18 protein-coding genes are annotated in these 16,852 nt (G+C 64.7%); 8 read left to right on the top strand and 10 right to left on the bottom strand.

Annotated features, from left to right (window positions below; translation table 11 throughout):
• Positions 1-834 carry a dienelactone hydrolase family protein gene (locus V1290_RS24440; RefSeq protein ID WP_334366735.1) on the bottom strand — a complete coding sequence of 278 codons (834 nt, stop codon included), beginning with the start codon at positions 832-834 and terminating at the stop codon, positions 1-3.
• A 187-nt stretch (positions 835-1,021) separates the two neighbouring features.
• On the opposite strand from V1290_RS24440, the gene V1290_RS24435 reads away from it, so the two are divergent.
• A complete protein-coding gene (locus V1290_RS24435; RefSeq protein ID WP_057842324.1) occupies positions 1,022-1,249 on the top strand; it encodes a DUF2093 domain-containing protein in 228 nt (75 codons plus the stop codon).
• Here the strand turns inward: V1290_RS24435 and lpxK are convergent.
• From lpxK to V1290_RS24405, 6 genes are all read right to left on the bottom strand, one after another.
• On the bottom strand, positions 1,246-2,241 hold the full coding sequence (gene lpxK, locus V1290_RS24430; protein WP_334366734.1) for a tetraacyldisaccharide 4'-kinase: 996 nt from the start codon (positions 2,239-2,241) through the stop codon (positions 1,246-1,248). The two genes, V1290_RS24435 and lpxK, sit on opposite strands and share 4 nt — an antisense overlap.
• Positions 2,234-3,538: a 3-deoxy-D-manno-octulosonic acid transferase gene (locus V1290_RS24425; RefSeq protein WP_334366733.1), complete on the bottom strand. Its 1,305-nt coding sequence runs from the start codon at positions 3,536-3,538 to the stop codon at positions 2,234-2,236. Before V1290_RS24425 ends, lpxK begins: the two co-directional genes overlap by 8 nt.
• Entirely contained in the window at positions 3,531-4,244 is a 714-nt protein-coding gene (locus V1290_RS24420; protein ID WP_334366732.1) for a lysophospholipid acyltransferase family protein, read from the bottom strand. The genes V1290_RS24425 and V1290_RS24420 overlap by 8 nt, the downstream gene beginning before the upstream one ends.
• Entirely contained in the window at positions 4,241-4,489 is a 249-nt protein-coding gene (locus tag V1290_RS24415) for a DUF4170 domain-containing protein (protein ID WP_028351494.1), read from the bottom strand. The genes V1290_RS24420 and V1290_RS24415 overlap by 4 nt, the downstream gene beginning before the upstream one ends.
• Before the next feature lie 93 nt (positions 4,490-4,582).
• The gene (locus V1290_RS24410) at positions 4,583-5,392 is read right to left on the bottom strand and encodes an inositol monophosphatase family protein (RefSeq protein WP_334366731.1); all 810 of its coding nucleotides are present in this window, start codon (positions 5,390-5,392) and stop codon (positions 4,583-4,585) included.
• Positions 5,379-6,779: a TldD/PmbA family protein gene (locus V1290_RS24405; protein ID WP_334366730.1), complete on the bottom strand. Its 1,401-nt coding sequence runs from the start codon at positions 6,777-6,779 to the stop codon at positions 5,379-5,381. The genes V1290_RS24410 and V1290_RS24405 overlap by 14 nt, the downstream gene beginning before the upstream one ends.
• A 249-nt stretch (positions 6,780-7,028) precedes the next feature.
• Between V1290_RS24405 and V1290_RS24400 the strand changes: the two genes are divergently transcribed.
• Entirely contained in the window at positions 7,029-7,556 is a 528-nt protein-coding gene (locus V1290_RS24400) for a DUF6101 family protein (RefSeq protein ID WP_334366729.1), read from the top strand.
• Between the two features lie 395 nt (positions 7,557-7,951).
• Here V1290_RS24400 and ubiA read toward each other — a convergent pair whose 3' ends face one another.
• Together ubiA and V1290_RS24390 are read right to left on the bottom strand one after the other, a co-directional pair.
• The gene (gene ubiA / locus V1290_RS24395; RefSeq protein ID WP_334366728.1) at positions 7,952-8,887 is read right to left on the bottom strand and encodes a 4-hydroxybenzoate octaprenyltransferase; all 936 of its coding nucleotides are present in this window, start codon (positions 8,885-8,887) and stop codon (positions 7,952-7,954) included.
• Between the two features lie 10 nt (positions 8,888-8,897).
• A complete protein-coding gene (locus V1290_RS24390; RefSeq protein ID WP_334369163.1) occupies positions 8,898-9,551 on the bottom strand; it encodes a hypothetical protein in 654 nt (217 codons plus the stop codon).
• Between the two features lie 209 nt (positions 9,552-9,760).
• Between V1290_RS24390 and V1290_RS24385 the strand changes: the two genes are divergently transcribed.
• From V1290_RS24385 to V1290_RS24360, 6 genes are all read left to right on the top strand, one after another.
• Positions 9,761-10,513, top strand: a complete 753-nt coding sequence (locus tag V1290_RS24385; RefSeq protein WP_334366727.1) for a 16S rRNA (uracil(1498)-N(3))-methyltransferase — start codon at positions 9,761-9,763, stop codon at positions 10,511-10,513.
• Positions 10,514-10,679: 166 nt separating this feature from the next.
• Complete coding sequence (locus tag V1290_RS24380) at positions 10,680-11,846, top strand: ATP phosphoribosyltransferase regulatory subunit (protein WP_334366726.1); 1,167 nt, start codon at positions 10,680-10,682, stop codon at positions 11,844-11,846.
• Positions 11,843-12,820, top strand: a complete 978-nt coding sequence (gene hisG / locus V1290_RS24375) for an ATP phosphoribosyltransferase (RefSeq protein WP_334366724.1) — start codon at positions 11,843-11,845, stop codon at positions 12,818-12,820. The genes V1290_RS24380 and hisG overlap by 4 nt, the downstream gene beginning before the upstream one ends.
• Positions 12,821-12,895: 75 nt before the next feature.
• On the top strand, positions 12,896-13,942 hold the full coding sequence (locus V1290_RS24370) for a glycosyltransferase family 2 protein (protein ID WP_334366723.1): 1,047 nt from the start codon (positions 12,896-12,898) through the stop codon (positions 13,940-13,942).
• On the top strand, positions 13,939-14,784 hold the full coding sequence (locus V1290_RS24365; RefSeq protein ID WP_334366722.1) for a ChbG/HpnK family deacetylase: 846 nt from the start codon (positions 13,939-13,941) through the stop codon (positions 14,782-14,784). The genes V1290_RS24370 and V1290_RS24365 overlap by 4 nt, the downstream gene beginning before the upstream one ends.
• Before the next feature lie 132 nt (positions 14,785-14,916).
• Complete coding sequence (locus V1290_RS24360) at positions 14,917-15,723, top strand: DUF2076 domain-containing protein (RefSeq protein ID WP_334366721.1); 807 nt, start codon at positions 14,917-14,919, stop codon at positions 15,721-15,723.
• Between the two features lie 210 nt (positions 15,724-15,933).
• Here V1290_RS24360 and V1290_RS24355 read toward each other — a convergent pair whose 3' ends face one another.
• Positions 15,934-16,728: a L,D-transpeptidase gene (locus V1290_RS24355; protein WP_334366720.1), complete on the bottom strand. Its 795-nt coding sequence runs from the start codon at positions 16,726-16,728 to the stop codon at positions 15,934-15,936.
• Positions 16,729-16,852: the final 124 nt, after the last annotated feature.

The following is a 16,852-nucleotide window of genomic DNA, read 5'->3' as shown; positions in this document are numbered from 1 at the left end:
TTAGCGCGCCAGCCACTCCGTGACGCGCTGTTGCGCATCCTTTCGCGCATCCGCGTCGGTGCCGATATGGCCGTGTTCGGGCAATGCCGCGTCGGCCCCCGCGATCGCCCGCAGCGGAAGGTTGGCGCGGTCGAAATCGTGAGCCGCCCCAGGATAGACCACGATTCGCGCCAGCGCGCTGCGGCCGCGAGCTCCCTCCACCATCTGACGGCAGGCGTGTGGCGAACTGACGTCGTCCTTCGCGCCAATCAACAGCAGCGTCGGCACCCGCGTGCTCCAGCCGAGGCCGGAGGAGATCCGGCAGTCCGGATAGAATGCGATGGCCGAGCGGAAATCCGGGTCAGTCCCGCGCGAAGATGATTGCGGGCGTACCGCCCACAGCACCGCGCTGGCGCCGTTGGCCCATCCGATCAGGCTGATGCGGTCACGCGCGACCCAGGGCTGCTGCAACAGCCATCGCCGCGACGCGTTGACGTCGGCCACCCGCTCGCGACGGGCAAGCACGCGGCGCTCGTTGACGCGGCATTGCGGGTCGAGCTCGCGCGAACCGTAACTGTCCGGCAACAGCACGGCATGGCCGGACTTCAGGAGCTGTTCCGCCCAGTCACGGTAGCGCGGCAGCACCGGCTCGGATTGCCCGCTCAATCCGCCGCAGCCATGCAGCGCGATTACCGTGGGAAATGGCCCGTCACCATCAGGCTTGTAGAGCTGCGCGTGCAGGGTCAGTCCGGTCGCCGGAATATCGACCTGGCGGGGGGTCGGCAACGGCGTGGCACTGGCCGTGGAGGCCGCAGCAAGGAGCGTCAGGAATAGCGTTGCTGACAACAGGCGCATCGGTCTCTGTCGGATCGGTATGACGCTGCGGGCACGATGAAATTCACGCTATCATGCAGGTGGGCGCAAAATCATCACAAGTAGGTCAGTTTGCGGGGCGGACAGTACGACCTATTTATGATAGATCGAATCCACAAAAATTACACTTAAGGCCAGCCCGCGGGCCGGCCCATCGGAGAGTTTGACGGTGCTCAATAAATTCGGCCCCTCGGGCCATGGCGAAGCGCAGGTGCAATATCTGGACGGCGATTTCCGCGTGATCTCGCCCGGAACCTACGTGCGCTGCGCCGTCACCGACGTGCGGATTCCGCTCGACGAATTGAAGTACTGGAGCGTCGATCTGCAGGAGGCCTATTCGGTTCCCGGCGCCGTGCTGCAGCGGCACTTTCCCGGTGCGCTGAAGACGCAGGGTTAAGATCGCTTCTCGCGCGCCTTGAATAGCCGGTCGGCGACGAATTTTCGCAGGCGCGCAGGATCGTCGAACTCCAGCGTTACCGCGAACGGCACGATGTGCTGCCGATCGCGCAGCCGCGCCAGATCCTTTTCCGTCGTCACCAATGTCAGCCCGTCGCGCTCGGCCTCGGTAATCAAGCCTTCGATCTCGGCTTGTGAATACGGATGATGATCGGCGAAGGCCTGCTGCCTGACGACATCGATGCCGCTTGAGCGCAGCGTGTTGAAGAATCGCACGGGATCGCCGATGCCGGCAAATGCCAGCACGCGCTTGCCCCGAAGCGCGGCGACCGGCGCGTCATCCGGCTTCAGATGCGCGCGCAGTACCGGCTTGCCCTGTGCGGCAATCTCGGCGGCCACTGGCTCGGCAGCGGTGCCGTTGCCGACAATGATCAGCGCGTCGGTGCGGGCCAATTGCGGCCGCAGCGGCGCGCGCAGCGGTCCGGCGGGAAATACCTTCCCGTTGCCAAGTCCGCGTTCGCTGTCGATCACGATCAGGGATGCGTCCTTGATGATCGACGGATTCTGGAAGCCGTCGTCCATCAGGATCACGGTCGCGCCTTGCGAGCGCGCCAGCGGCACGCCGTCGGCGCGCTTGCGCGACACCACGACCGGCAGATGACCTGCCAGCATCAGCGGTTCGTCGCCGACATCGGCCGCCGCGTGCCGCTCAGGATCGACCCGGACCGGCCCGCGCAATTCGCCGCCATAGCCGCGGCTCAGCACGACCGGCGTCTCGCCGAGGTCGCGCATGAGCTTCGCCAGCGCCAGCACAGTCGGCGTCTTGCCGGCGCCGCCGACGTGGTAATTGCCGACGCAGAGCACCGGAATGCCGGCATTCAATCCCTTGCGCTGCAGGCGCTGTGCGGCGATGGCGCCATAGAGCGCGCCGAGCGGTTTCAACAGATGCGAGTTGAGCGAGGACGGGCCGTGCCAGAAGCCCGGCTCACGCATTGCCGGTTCCCATCTCGATCCGCAACTGCAGCAGATACGGCTCAAGCGCAGAGAGCGTTCGCTCCAGCGCGCCGCCGAGCTGACCGACCACGCGCTCGGATGCGGTGAGCACGGCTTCGCGCGCCTTGGGATCGGCGAGCATCTGCCCGAACTGATTGACCAGCGCTTCCTGCGTATCGGCCCGCCGCGCGCCGCCCGCTGAATCGAGGGCTTCGTAGACGTCGGTGAAGTTGAAGACGTGAGGGCCGTGGACGATCGAGGCGCCGAGCTTGATCGCCTCGATCGGATTCTGCCCGCCATGCTCGACCAGCGATCCGCCCATGAATACGATCGGCGCCAGCCTGTAGAACAGTCCCAGTTCGCCCATGGTGTCGGCGACATAAATGTCGGTCGTGGCGGTAGGCAAGTCCTCGTGCGAGCGCAGGGTCGGATTGAGGCCCGAAGCGGAGATCATGCGCGCGATGGCCTCGCCGCGGTCGGGGTGCCGCGGCACGATCACCGTCAGCAGCCCCGGGAAGAATCCGGCGAGCGTCCGGTGGGTTGCCGTCACGATTTCTTCTTCGCCCGGATGCGTGGAGGCCGCAACCACCACCGGGCGGCCGCGCGTCATCGACATCAGCATATCCAGCTTGTTGGCGTCAGCCGGCGGCGCGGGAACGTCGAGCTTGAGATTTCCCGTGATCATGACGTTGCGGCTGCCCAGCGCGGCAAAGCGATCCGCATCGGTCTGCGACTGCGCCAGGCAGATGTCGAACTTGTCGAGCAGCGCCGAAATGGTGCCGGCGACACGACGCCAGCGCGGAAACGAGCGCTGCGACATCCGTCCATTGATCAGCACCATCGGCAGCCGCCGCGCGGCACTCGACAGGATCAGGTTCGGCCAAAGATCGGACTCGATGAACAGCGCCAGCGACGGACGCCAATGATCGAGGAATCGCGCGACGTAGCGCGGCGAGTCATAGGGGACATATTGATGGATGACGTCAGGGGGGAACCGCTTGGCGACGATCGCAGCCGAAGTCACCGTGCCCGACGTCAGGAGGATGCGCAGGTCCAAGGCCCGCAGCCGCTCGATCAGCGCAGCCGCCGCCAGCACTTCGCCGACGCTGGCGCCGTGAATCCACACAAGAGGCCCTGCGGGGCGAACATCGGCGCTCATGCCGCGGCGCTCGCCGACCCGCGCCGGGTCCTCCTTGCCGAGCTTCAAGCGCCGGTTGATGACGGCAGGCGACAACGGAACCATCACGGAGGACAGTTTCCGGTAGACGCGCAACGTCATCGGCAGTGGATCAGCCAAGAGCTGCCTCCGGACGCCCGACAGCCGCGTAGGCGCGACGAGTCGCTTCGTTCAGCAAAGCTTCTACCTGAAGGCGCAGCTTTTCCATAGTCTCGGCGTCGGCATCCGGCGGCACGTATATATGTTCAATGCCTACCACGGCACCGCGCCCGAATGGCAAATTGATGGTGGTGGAGTCCCAGTTTTTCAACCGGATGAACCGGCTGGTCACCATCGCAAAGGGCATGATCGGCCGGCCAGACTCCCGCGCCAGCATGATGATGCCAAGCCCGACCACCCGCGCGCGCTTCGGCACGTCGGCAGTGGTAGCGACGTTCCATTTGTCTTCCAGCGCCTGCAGCATCTCCCGAAACGCGCCGACGCCGCCCTTGCGGTGGAAGGCGCCACTATGATCGCCGGAGCCCCTGATGGTTCCGATGCCGAGCCGCTCGGCAGCGATGGCGTTGAACTCGCCGTCGCGGTGTCGCGAGATCAGGACCTTGGCGCGGTGGCTCTCCTTCTTCTTAATGAACGGCGTCATGAAATGCTGGCCGTGCCAGAACGCGAAGATCGCCGGCATCTCCGGCTCGACGATGTCGTAGACGTTGGCGGGGTCATAACTGAAGCGGTTGGTCAGCCAGACCAGCCGCAGATATTCGGCCGCAAGCACACCCAGCGCGCGCTGAACCCAAGTGCTGCGCAGCAAATCGCGAAGGAGGCGTTTCAACTGGAGGACTTCGTGTCTTGACCTGGGTCGAGCAGCCGGTGGAGGTGAACCACGAAGTAGCGCATGTGGGCATTATCGACGGTCTGCTGCGCCTTCGCCTTCCAGGCCGCGTAAGCGGATGCGTAATTGGGATACACGCCGACGATATCGACCTGGTCGAGGTCCTTGAACGTGACGTGTTCGAGATCCGTCAACTCGCCGCCGATGACGAGATGCAGCAATTGCTGCGGGGCACTATCTGGCATGATGGTCTTTCCTAACGAGGTGCCCGGCGAGCAAGATCGATATTGTGAATCGCGGTATGAACGGGATGATTTGTGGCACGGATTTCAACCGATTCAGGGCAGCCGACGATCCCGGAAATGCTCGACAATGCGCGCATGCCGATCGTATCCCGCTGCCACAAGCACCCCGTGCACCACCTCCCGGCGATTATACTCAATCGCATCCCCCGAGAGCGCGGTCATTCTACCATTCGCTTCCTGCACGATCAAATTCGCCGCGGCAAGATCCCAATCGCGGCTTTGGCCGCCCGCAAAAGCGGCATCGAGACTGCCATCGGCGACCCGGCACAGCCGCAGCGCCAGCGATCCGATTCGCGGATGCAGCGTGATGTCGTCCAGTGACGAACTCAGCCGCTGCACCAGCGGTTTTGGGCCGGCCATGCGGGAAAAATCGAGCTCCGTTCCTGCGGATGCACGGACCCGCTTTCCGTTCAGCATGGTGCCCTTGCCGCGCATTGCGAAAAAGAACTCGTCGCTGGCGGGCGCGAACACTGCGGCCAGTACCGGCGTTGAACCCGAAACCAGCGCCACGCTCACGCACCAGTCTTCACGATGCGCGAGATAGGCGCGGGTGCCGTCGATCGGATCGACGATCCAGACCAGTTCCTTGCCGAGCCGTGTGTCATCATCGACGCTTTCCTCGGACAGCCAGCCATATTCCGGCGTCGCCGCGCGCAGCCGCCGCTCGACGAGGTCGTTGACGGCGATATCGGCCTCGGAGACCGGCGAGGAAATGCCCTTGGTCCAGTTCTTCAATTCGGTGCGAAACAGCGATAGCGCCAGCGCGCCGGCTTCGCGCACGGTGCCCGTCAGCAGCGCGGCATCGCGCGCCCAGATCCGGTCGGCGGTATCAGCGTCCGCCAAGCGTCAAGCCCTCGATGCGGAGCGTCGGCGCGTTGACGCCGTAGCGGAATTCCAGGTCGTTGGCCGGAACGAGCGATTTGAACATCTCCAGCAGGTGGCCGGCGATCGTCACCTCGCTGACGGGGTAAGTGAGCTCGCCGTTCTCGATCCAGAAACCGGAGGCGCCGCGGCTGTAATCGCCGGTCACGCCGTTGACACCGGAGCCGATCAGGTCCGTGACGTAAAAGCCCTGCTTGATGTCGGCGATCAGTTCCTTCGGCGTCATCGCGCCGGGTTCGAGATGCAGATTGTACGACCCCGGCGACGGCGACGAGGAGACGCCGCGATGGGCATGTCCGGTCGTGACCATCCCGAGCTCGCGGGCGGTGGCGCAGTCCAGCAGCCAGGTGGTCAGCACGCCCTCGTCGATGAGTGCAAGCTTCTTCACTCTGACGCCCTCGGCGTCAAAAGTCTGCGAGCGCAATCCGCGCACGCGTAAGGGGTCGTCGATGATGCGGATGTTCCTCGAAAACAACTGCTCGCCGAGCTTGTCCTTGAGGAAGCTGGTCTTGCGCGCAATCGAAGCGCCGTTGATGGCGCCGACGAGATGACCGACCAGCGACCCCGAGGCCCGGGGATCGTAGACGACCGGCACCTTGCAGGTCTCGACCTTGCGCGGATTGGAACGCGCCACGGTACGCTCGCCTGCCCTGCGGCCGACGCTCTCGGGAGAATCGAGGTCGGACGCATGCGGGGCCGAGGTGAAGTCGTAATCGCGCTCCATGCTGGTGCCTTCGCCGGAGATCGCGGTCACCGAGATGCCGTGGCTGGAGCGCAAATATGAGCCGTGGAAGCCGGTCGAGGTCACCAGCACCATGCCGCCGATGCCGCTCGAGGCAGACGCACCGCTCGACTTGGTCACGCCCTTGACTGCCAGAGCTGCGGCTTCCGCTTCGCAGGCACGCCGCTCGAGTTCGCTCGTGGTCGGAATATTTCGGTCGAGCAGATCGAGCTCGGCAAACTCGCGCGCGAGCAGCGAGGGATCGGCGAGGCCGACATATTTGTCGTCGGGCGCGACGCGGGCCATTGCGACCGCCCGCTCGGCGAGCTTAGCGACACCGTCGCCGGAAATATCGTTGGTCGAGACCACCGCCTGACGCTGGCCGACCAGCACGCGCAATCCGACGTCGTCGCCTTCGGAACGCTCGGATTCCTCGACCCGGCCATCGCGGACTTCGACGCCTTGCGAAACCCCGCGCACCGCGACCGCATCGGCGGCATCCGCGCCCGCACGCTTGGCGGCCTCGACCAGCCGCTGCGCCAGCGTCGAGAGCGCCGATTGATCGAACAGGTCGGAAGTTGCAGGGGCCTTCGAAAGCGGCGAAGCCGTGGATGGTGAAGAGTTCACAAACAAAATCCCTGACATTGAAGGGTTCGGACGCCGGCCGGTAAGGCCCTGAGATGTGCCTGATTCACAGGGATTTCAAGCATTTTGCGACGCCAAATACCAAACATTTTCGGCATCGCCGCAAGGTCTCGTCAATCATGCTGGCGGGTGACGTTGGGTTAACCAGGCTTTTTAAGGCGAAACGGAAATCGCTCGGCTAAGGTCTCGCGTATCGACCGGGAACATAATCCCGGCGGGGAGATGAGAGCCGTGAGGCGTCAAACAGCAACAAGCGGGATCAATCCCGCCGGGTCGAGCCGTTCATTGCGGCTCGACCCTCTTTCTCTGCCGCTCAGCTTCCATGCGCACGACACCCGTGCGGACGGCGGCGTGCGCAGGATCGAACTTTATCGCGAGCGCGTCGTGCTGCACCGTGCCGTCAAGGGCATGCGGATGGCGATCAACGTCCGCGTCAGCGATTTTCTCGGCGTAGCACTGCGTGGTCTCGACCACGATGCACAGATGCTGGTGCTGGCGCATCGGGACCCGTCCTTGAACATTCCCTTGTGCGTGAGCTCCGACGACGAGGAGATCGCCTCCGCCTGGCAGATGTGGAGCGACATCTTCGCGCTGCCGCTGTTGGCGGAAGATGAAAACCGCGAACCGGCCGCCCGCCGTCGCCGCCACAACGCGATCCGCGCCCGCCGCCCGAAATTTTTAGTGCGCCGTCGGCTCGGCAATCTCGGCAACACCGAGACCGTTCATCACGACGAGCGCGAGATCATCGCGCGGGATTGAGTTTGCTTTAACAGAACTCTCGCCAAGCAACTGCTGTCGTCCCTGCGAACGCGGGGACCCATACTCCGCGGCCGTTGTTCTCGGAAAAGACCAGGCAACAACGACCTCATCAAGCAATTTCGGCCGGTGGTTATGGGTCCCTGCGTTCGCAGGGACGACGGAGGAGCTTTCGGATTCAATTTTCAAACACCGGCACACCTTCGCGATCACCCGGCGAAGTACGCCCGAGTTTGTTTTAAGAACTTCCTGCCCTCTCATCAGAGCAACTGTGGCGTACGCGGCAAATCAGTTCGCGGACACGTAGGTAGAGGGTGGGCAAAGCGAAAGCGTGCCTACCATCATGAAGCTTGCTTGATGATCGATGGTGGGCACGTCGCTACGCGCCTTTGCCCACCCTACGAGACCGAACGCATCACCGCGTCAATCAGTAATCCCGCAAACAGCAACAGCCCCGCATCGCGGTTCGACTTGAACAGGCGCAGGCACAGCGCGGGATTGCTAATGTCGAGCGTCCTGATCTGCCAGGCGAGATGCGTTGCAAACGCCACCAACCCGATCCAGGCCGGCCAGCGCACCCCGGCCAGCGCCAGCGCCACGCCGATCAGAACCACCGCGAGCGCATAAAATACCGAAAGCGCCAGATGGGTGCGCGCGCCGAACAGGCGGGCGGTCGACTTGATGCCGATCAGCGCATCGTCCTCGGTGTCCTGATGGGCGTAGATCGTGTCGTAGCCGATCACCCAGGCGATCGAGCCGGCATAGAGCACGAGCGCGGTGAGATCGATGCGGCCGAGCGTGACGGCAAATCCCATCAGCGCACCCCAGGAGAACGCCAGCCCCAGCACGACCTGCGGCCACCAGGTGATGCGCTTCATGAAGGGATAGACCGCGACGATGACGAGCGAGGCGACGCCGGTCAGAATCGCAAAGCGGTTGAACTGCAAGAGCACCGCGAGCCCGATCAGCGCCTGCAGGACCAAAAAGGCGAACGCCTGCGTCACGCTGATCTGACCCGCGGGCAGCGGCCGCGAGCGCGTGCGCTCGACGCTGGCGTCGAGCTCGCGGTCGGTGATGTCGTTCCAGGCGCAGCCGGCGCCGCGCATGACGAAAGCGCCGATGAAGAACAGCACGATCACGAACGGCAATTGCGAGATGTCACGCGCGACGCCGGCGGCCAGCGCCGCCGACCACCAGCATGGCATCAGCAACAGCCACGAGCCGATCGGACGGTCGTAACGGGAAAGCCGCAAATAGGGCCGCGACCAGGATGGAGCATGCGTATCGACCCAGTTGCCGGTGGCGTCGGCAACGCGGGTGGTCGCGTCGCTCATCGGATCGCGGTCATCGCGCGAGAACGTTGCCGTTCAGCGTATCGAAGGTGCTGCCACCCTTCCTGACCGTCTGCGCCTCAGGGAGCGCCGCGGAGGAGCCGAGCACCTCGCTCAGGCTTGGCCCGGCCGGGCCGCGGGCCTGCGCTTGCTGCGCAACGGCACAGACCTGCTTCTGCATCTTCTCGGTATTCTTGTGGCCGTTCTTGAGCTGGTCCGCGATCTGCGGCGGAATTCCGCATTTAGCCGAATTGGTCTCGACGTACTTGATCATCTTCAATTCGGCCTGGCCGAAATTGCCGATCAGCTTGCAGGCTTCATCTGGCGGCGCCTTGCGGTCGCTCGCGGCCTTGATCAGCTTGCCGCGCCGCTCGGCTTCCTCGCGCAGCGGGACGAAGCCCTGCATGCAGGCGTCCGCCGAACCGCTGGCCTGTGGCGGCGGGCCGCTGAATCCTTTGGAAACCGGGGCAGCGCCCTGCGACGGGAACGGCGACGGGGCGCCGACCGAGGCCGATGGTGCTGCGCCATTCACCGGCGGAAACGGCGAATTCGCAGGCGCGGCGCTTTGGTTCGGCAAGGGGGCCGGAAACGCGCCCTGCGCGAAGGCTTGGCCCGCGTGAACGGTCACGACGGCAGCGGTCAGCGGCACAATCAGGCGGCGGATCATCAAGGCGGTATCTCCGGCTAGGTCCAGGCAACCCCAGCGTCTTCGAAAACGAAGCGGATTTGCGGTGGGCACTTTTTACGATTCCTGCCGACGCTTAACAACCCGTTGATTGGGGCAGCAGCGCGGCGCAGGGGCGCCCCGGAAGTTAAAAATAGCGTCCGGATTCTAGCGCTTTAGGCTAAAAGCGGCGCGGACACGGAATATTACGGATGCCTGACCTCGATTTTCGCGCCCCGCGCCTGTTCGTCGACGCCCCCTTGCGGGAGGGCGAAAGAATCGCGCTGGAGCGCAACCAGAGCAATTATCTGGGCAATGTGCTGCGGCTCGCGGCCGGCGAAACCATTTTGGTGTTCAACGGCCGCGACGGCGAGTGGCAGGCAGCAATCGAGGGCCGCAAGCGACCCGACGCCTTGAGCATCGTCGCGCAGACGCGGCCGCAGGACCGCCTGCCCGATATCGCCTATGTCTTTGCGCCGCTTAAACACGCGCGCCTCGACTACATGGTGCAGAAGGCGGTCGAGATGGGAGCCTCAAGCCTGCAGCCGGTGCTGACGCGGCACACCCAGGTTTCGCGGGTGAACGGCGAGCGGATGCGCGCCAACGTCATCGAGGCCGCCGAGCAATGCGGAATCCTGAGCCTTGCGCACGTTGCCGAGCCGATCGCGCTGGACCGATTTCTCGAACAGCGCGAGACCGGCCGCCTGCTGGTGTTCTGTGACGAGGCGGCTGACATCGGCAATCCCATCGAGGCGCTGCAACAGGGGTTAACCGCGGCTGAGGGGATCGACGTCCTGATTGGCCCCGAGGGCGGATTTGCCGAGGAAGAGCGGGCGCTCTTGCTGCGGCAGCCCAGGACGCTGCGGCTGTCTCTGGGCCCCCGCATCCTGCGCGCCGATACCGCTGGTGTCGCCGCGCTGGCGCTGGTGCAGGCCGCGCTTGGCGACTGGCAGGGGCCGGGATAGCCGGTGGAGGGCTGACCGGGCGAGACATCGCCCATTAATTCAGTTGGCCAATCGCTGTCGAAACGCCGCCCCGGCCATGCTAAGGCCTGCGGCAATGAGCCGCCCGGACCCCCGGGGAGCCCCAAACGACCCTGGAACCCGGTTTTTCCGGATATTTGGACGCAAAATGACCGCGACCGCTGCCGTCAGAGGTGCTGCCGGGTCCGCCGCCTGGGCGGACGCGCTGCTATTGTCGTTTGCACAAGGCGGTTACGTCCAGGCGCACCCTGCTATCCTGCAGCCGGCGGAGCCGTTCCTCGACCTCTCCGGCGAGGACATCCGCAAGAGCCTTTACCTGACGGCCGACGCTTCCGGCGAGGAACTCTGCCTGCGCCCCGACCTCACCATTCCGGTGGCGCGGGACTATCTCGCCTCGGAACGCGCCGGAAAGCCGGCGGGCTTCAGCTATCTCGGGCCGGTGTTCCGCTATCGGGGCGGGCGGCCCAGCGAATTCTTGCAGGCCGGCATCGAATCCTTCGGCCGGCAGGACCGCGCCGCGGCGGATGCGGAAATGCTGGCGCTGGCGCTGGGAGCGACCTCGGCGTTCGGATTGAAGGATGTCGAAATCCGCACCGGCGACGTCGCGCTGTTCACTGCGCTGATCGACGCGCTCGATCTCTATCCGGTGTGGCGGCGGCGGCTGATCAAGGATTTCAACCGCAAGGTCAGCCTCGCCGAGGACATCGAACGGCTGACGCTTGCGACTGCGCCCGGCCGCAACGAATATGAGGGCGTGCTCGCGGCGCTCGCCGGCTCCGATCGCAAGGCGGCGCTGGCGCTGGTTACTGATCTGATGTCGATCGCCGGCACCACCAATGTCGGCGGACGCACTGTCGACGAAATCGCCGATCGCTTCCTCGAACAATCGACGCTGAAGGGCGGTGCACTGCCGCGCGACGCGCTCGATATCATCAAGCGCTTCCTGGCGATTGCGGGCGATCCCGATGAATCGGTGGCGCAACTGCGCGCGCTGGCATCAGACGCCAAGCTCGATCTGACCGCGGCGATCGATGAGCTCGAAAGCCGCGTCGGCTTCATGGCCGCGCGCGGCATCGACACCAAGCTGACGCGCTTCTCCACCTCGTTCGGGCGCGGGCTCGATTATTACACCGGCTTTGAATTCGAACTGCATGCCAAGGGTAATGACGTCGAGCCGCTGGTTGCTGGCGGGCGCTACGATGGCCTGATGACGCAACTCGGCTCGGCCTCGCCGATCCCGGCGGTCGGATTCTCGGTGTGGATCGAAGCGCTGACGCAGCTCGGCCAATCCAACGCGCAAGGGAGCGCCGCATGACCGTTCCCTTCGTCCTCGCCGTTCCCTCCAAGGGCCGCCTGCAGGAAAATACCGAGGCGTTTTTCACGCGCGCGGGGCTTGCGCTGGCAAAACCGCGCGGCGCGCGCGACTATCGCGGCACCATTGCAGGCCTCGACAATGTCGAGATCGCCTATCTCTCGGCGAGCGAAATCGCTTCCCAGCTCGCGCGCGGCATGGTGCATCTCGGCGTCACCGGCGAGGATCTGTTGCGCGAAAGCATCCCCGATGCCGACAAACGCGTGCTGCTGATCGACAGCCTCGGCTTCGGCAGCGCCAATGTCGTGGTCGCGGTGCCGCAAGCCTGGATCGACGTCCGCACCATGGCCGATCTCGACGACGTCACCACCGGCTTCCGCGCCCAGCATAACCGGCGGATGCGGGTCGCGACCAAGTACATCAACCTGACGCGCAACTTCTTCGCCGCTCACGGCGTGGTCGACTATCGCATCGTCGAAAGCGCCGGCGCCACCGAGGGCGCGCCTGCCGTCGGCACCGCCGAGATGATCGTCGACATCACGACGACAGGCGCGACGCTCGCCGCCAACGGGCTGAAGGTGCTCGACGACGGCGTGATTTTGCGCAGCCAGGCCAACCTCGTGGCCTCCCGCGATGCCGACTGGTCGGCTGAAGCCCGCGAGACCGCGCGCGTCATCCTCGATCACATCGCCGCTCGCGCCCGGGCCAGCAAATATCGCGAGGTGCGCACCCGTTTCGCCGGCTGCAACGAGGCGTTGCTTAACGAGGCGCATAACCGCTTTGGCGTGGTGGCGCCGTTCGGCGGGCCGACCTCGTCCGGCATGCTCACGCTGCACTGCCCGCCGATGCATCTTTACGCGCTCGGCAGCTTCCTGCGCGAGCATGGCGCCGACACGGTCTCGATCGCCTCGCTCGACTATGTGCTCGACCGCGAAAACCCGTTATTTGCCAGGCTCGAGACGTTCCTGCGGCAATAAGGCTGCCGTTTCGTTCATCGTTGCGACAGCATCTCGCAGGTAACATATATGGTTGGATAATCTGGGACCTGATTGATGACGCTCGGCTCTGACGTTTCCCGCCTGACGACGACCGCAGCCAGCGCGGCGGCGAAAGGCTTGTCGATTGTCCTGCCGCTGTACAACGAGGCGGCAGGGCTCGCTTTGCTGCACGAGCGATTGATTGGGCTCGCCAAGACGCTGAAGGCGCGCTACGGCCTCGTCTGCGAAGTGGTCTATGTCGACGACGGCAGCGCCGACAACACGCTTGCGATCGCGCGTTCGCTTGCTGCCGATGCGCTCGACGTGCAGGTCGTCTCGCTGTCGCGCAATTTCGGCAAGGAGGCGGCCCTGATGGCGGGGCTCGACCATGCGCGCCGCGGCGCCATCCTGTTCATGGACGGCGATGGCCAACATCCGCCGAGCCTGGTCGAAAAGCTCGTCGCGCACTGGATCGATGACGGCTACGATGTCGTCTATACAGCGAAGGCGCATCGCGACAATGAATCGTTCCTGCGCCGCCAGGCCGTACGTGGCTTCTACGCGCTGATCAATTGGGGCGCGCGGCAGAAGATCCCCGAGGACGCCGGCGACTTCCGCCTGCTGTCGCCGCGCGCGGCGGCCGCGCTGCGGCAGCTTCCCGAACGCAACCGCTTCTTCAAGGGCCTGTCGAATTGGATCGGCTTCCGCCAGATCCGCGTCGATTACGAGCCGGCGCCGCGCGCGCACGGTGTCACCACGTTCAGCCCGGGCCGGCTGATTGGCCTGTCCATCGAGGGACTGACGTCGTTCTCGGTGGCGCCGCTGCGCTTTGCCAGCCTGCTCGGCGTGCTGCTCGCCATCAGCGCCTTCCTGTTCGGCCTCACCATTCTCTGGGAGGTCTGGACCACCGGCAAGCAGGTCCCCGGCTATCCCTCGCTGATGATCGGCATGATGACGATCGGCGGCGTGCAGCTCATCATGATCGGCATCGTCGGCGAATATATCGGCAAGATCCTTTCCGAGCTGAAGGCGCGTCCGATCTACTTCGTCGCCGAGCACAACGAGAAGCGTGCCGATGGCGAGACGGCGGCCAGCGCCACCGAACGGACCGCCGCCGAATGAATGATGCCGCGCCGCCGCGCCGGATCTGGCTGTGCGCCGACGATTACGGGCTGGCCGAAGGCGTCAACCGCGCCATCCGCGATTTGATCGGCCGCGGCCGTCTCAATGCCACCTCGGTGATGGTGGTCGGCGCCGCGATCGGACGCGCCGAAGTCGCCGCGTTGCAGGAGGTTGCGGCGGCGAGCCCGCGATGCGCGATCGGACTGCATGCGACGCTGACTACGCCGTTTCGTCCGCTGACGATGCACTTCAGGCCGGTCGATGGCGGCTTGTTCCTGCCGTTTCCGAAACTGCTGCGCGCGGGCCTGCTGCGGCGGCTCGATTCCGAAATGATCGAAGACGAACTCGCAGCCCAGTTTGCAGCCTTCAAGGACCTGTTCGGCCGCGCGCCCGATTTCGTCGACGGCCATCAGCACGCGCAACTCTTCCCTGGGGTGCGCGACGCTTTTCTGCACGCGGTCAAGGAGGCGGCCCCCAGCGCCTGGGTTCGCCAAGGCGGACGCCTCAAGCCGTTGGGCCAACTGCTCAGCGCGCCGAAGGCTTTGCTGCTCGACGTTCTCAGCGCGCAATTTCGCAAGCGCGCCGTTCATGCGAAGATCCCGTTCAACCCCGCCTTCGCCGGCGCCTATGATTTTTCGAAGGAGCCCGATTTCGGCGTGCTGATGGGACAGTTCCTCGAAGGGCTACCGGAAGGCGGGCTCGTGATGTGCCACCCCGGCTTTGTCGACGAAACGCTCGAGGGCCTCGATCCCCTGACCACCCAGCGCGAGGCGGAACACGCATTTCTGGCAAGCGATCGATTCCCGACATTGCTGGCGGCGAATAGAATCACATTGAGCTGACAGATATCCGCGAAAGCCGCTTGGCGTTTTGTCGCATACCAAAATTTAATTCGGCCGCCCACTACTTGCGACACAAAACCCTCCTTACATCCTCGGGCGCATCGATCGCGATTCGACGCGAGGGAGAGGGCCATGACACCGCAAGAACGCCAACTGATTGACGATCTTTTCGACCGGCTCGCCAAGCTGGAGAGCGCCAAGCGCGATCCGGAGGCCATGTCCGCAATCATGGAGGGCCTGCGCAACGCGCCCAACGCGGTCTATGCGCTGGTGCAAACCGCGCTTGTGCAGGACGAGGCACTGAAGCGCGCCGACACGCGCATCCAGGAATTGGAAGCGGCGGCGGGCCAGCAAAACCAACCCGGCGGCTTCCTCGATTCGATGCGCGACGCGATCTTCGGGCAGAATCAGCAGCACGGCTCTGTGCCCAATGTTCGCGCGCCCGACATGGGCGGCCGCCCGACGTGGAACAGCGGCCAGGTGCTGCAGCAGACGCCGCCGCCCGGACAATATAACCAGCCGGCCTACGGCCAACCCTATGGCGCGCAGCAGCCGCAGCAAGGCGGCGGTGGCGGCTCATTCCTCGGCACGGCGGCAGCAGCCGCAGCCGGCGTGGTCGGCGGATCGCTGCTGCTCAACAGCATTCGAGGGATGATGGGCGGCGGCGGCAATCATCAAGCTTTCGGCGACACGGCAAACCACAGCGGCGGTGTCGAAGACCGCAGGCCGTGGGGCGATCAGTCCGGCGGCGATCTCGCGCGCGAGGCCGGAATCAACGACATCGGGTCGTCGAGCCGACGCGCCGACAACAATGATGACAGTGGTTCGCGGCAGGGATTCTTCGATCAAGCCTCGCACGATGACGATGACATGGATCACGATGCCGATGGCTTCGACGGCGACGATGGCGGTGACGGCGGTGACGGCGATTACGCCTGACGCGCGTCGGCGATCAAACGAAACGGCCGCCCGATAGGCGGCCGTTTTGATTTCCTCCGCTGTCGTCCCTGACAAGCGAAGCGCGATCAGGGACCCATAACCACGGATGTACGTAATCGCGGCGGTTTGAGCCGCAGCCTGCCAGGCAACAAGCACCGGTGGTTATGGGTCCCTGCGTTCGCAGGGACGACACTGTTTTTGCGGCTCGTATCAGATCACTACCACTTTCGCGCCGACGCCGACGCGGCCGTAGAGATCGATCACGTCCTCGTTGCGCATGCGGATGCAGCCGGACGAGACATTGGTGCCGATGGTCCATGGCTCGTTGGAGCCGTGGATGCGATACAGCGATGATCCCAGATACATAGCGCGCGCGCCGAGCGGATTTTGCGGGCCGCCTTCCATGTGCCGCGGCAGATCAGGGCGGCGCGCCAACATTTCCGGTGGCGGCGTCCAGGCCGGCCATTCCTTCTTCGCCGAGATCGTCTTGACGCCCGACCAGGTGAAGCCGGGACGGCCGACGCCAACGCCGTAGCGCAGCGCCTTGCCGTCGCCCTGCACCAGGAACAGGAACTTGTTCGGGGTATCGATCACGATGGTGCCTGGGCTTTCCTTGCCGTGATACTCGACCACCTGCTTTTCATATTTCGGATCGAGCCGGTGCTGCGCGGGATCGAACGCTTCCTCCTCCTCGCGCCGCATCGACTGCTGCGGATCCATCGGCGGCAGCAACGCGCGCCGCCCGCCATAGCCGTAATCCGGCTGCTGCTGATAGGCCGGCGCTTGTTGATAGCGCCCGCCCTGCGGGGCATCGCCGAACAGGAATTCGATGAAGCCGCCGCCCATGTTGGAGCGTTGGGCAGAGGCCATGCGCACCGGCGCCGGTTGGCGGGCGTAGATCACGGTGGGTTCAGCTGATGATGAGGCGTCGATCGCTGCAGCCTCACTGGCGAAGCAAAGGCAAGACACGCTCGCGAAGAGCGCAACAAGGATTTTTCCGGACATCGACGTACTCTGTACTGTTCGTCACTGCGGGTTCGCGGCGCCGCAGCGCGACGAGCGCCGCTGCGCGCGATCAATACAAATCAAAACCTAATCGGTTTGGTAAACAGAAGCCGTGTTTCGATTC

Source organism: Bradyrhizobium sp. AZCC 1578, from assembly GCF_036924675.1.
Taxonomy (GTDB): domain Bacteria; phylum Pseudomonadota; class Alphaproteobacteria; order Rhizobiales; family Xanthobacteraceae; genus Bradyrhizobium.
The sequence above is the reverse complement of the archived record's forward strand: the minus strand, read 5'-3'. Positions and strand labels throughout refer to the sequence as shown.

Bases quoted from the DNA above. Each gene is read 5' to 3' on its own strand.
- V1290_RS24440 (WP_334366735.1), bottom strand. From the start codon at position 834: ATGCGCCTGTTGTCAGCAACGCTATTCCTGACGCTCCTTGCTGCGGCC.
- lpxK (WP_334366734.1), bottom strand. From the start codon at position 2,241: ATGCGTGAGCCGGGCTTCTGGCACGGCCCGTCCTCGCTCAACTCGCAT.
- V1290_RS24415 (WP_028351494.1), bottom strand. From the start codon at position 4,489: ATGCCAGATAGTGCCCCGCAGCAATTGCTGCATCTCGTCATCGGCGGC.
- ubiA (WP_334366728.1), bottom strand. From the start codon at position 8,887: ATGAGCGACGCGACCACCCGCGTTGCCGACGCCACCGGCAACTGGGTC.
- V1290_RS24390 (WP_334369163.1), bottom strand. From the start codon at position 9,551: ATGATCCGCCGCCTGATTGTGCCGCTGACCGCTGCCGTCGTGACCGTT.
- V1290_RS24385 (WP_334366727.1), top strand. From the start codon at position 9,761: ATGCCTGACCTCGATTTTCGCGCCCCGCGCCTGTTCGTCGACGCCCCC.
- V1290_RS24380 (WP_334366726.1), top strand. From the start codon at position 10,680: ATGACCGCGACCGCTGCCGTCAGAGGTGCTGCCGGGTCCGCCGCCTGG.
- hisG (WP_334366724.1), top strand. From the start codon at position 11,843: ATGACCGTTCCCTTCGTCCTCGCCGTTCCCTCCAAGGGCCGCCTGCAG.
- V1290_RS24370 (WP_334366723.1), top strand. From the start codon at position 12,896: ATGACGCTCGGCTCTGACGTTTCCCGCCTGACGACGACCGCAGCCAGC.
- V1290_RS24365 (WP_334366722.1), top strand. From the start codon at position 13,939: ATGAATGATGCCGCGCCGCCGCGCCGGATCTGGCTGTGCGCCGACGAT.
- V1290_RS24360 (WP_334366721.1), top strand. From the start codon at position 14,917: ATGACACCGCAAGAACGCCAACTGATTGACGATCTTTTCGACCGGCTC.
- V1290_RS24355 (WP_334366720.1), bottom strand. From the start codon at position 16,728: ATGTCCGGAAAAATCCTTGTTGCGCTCTTCGCGAGCGTGTCTTGCCTT.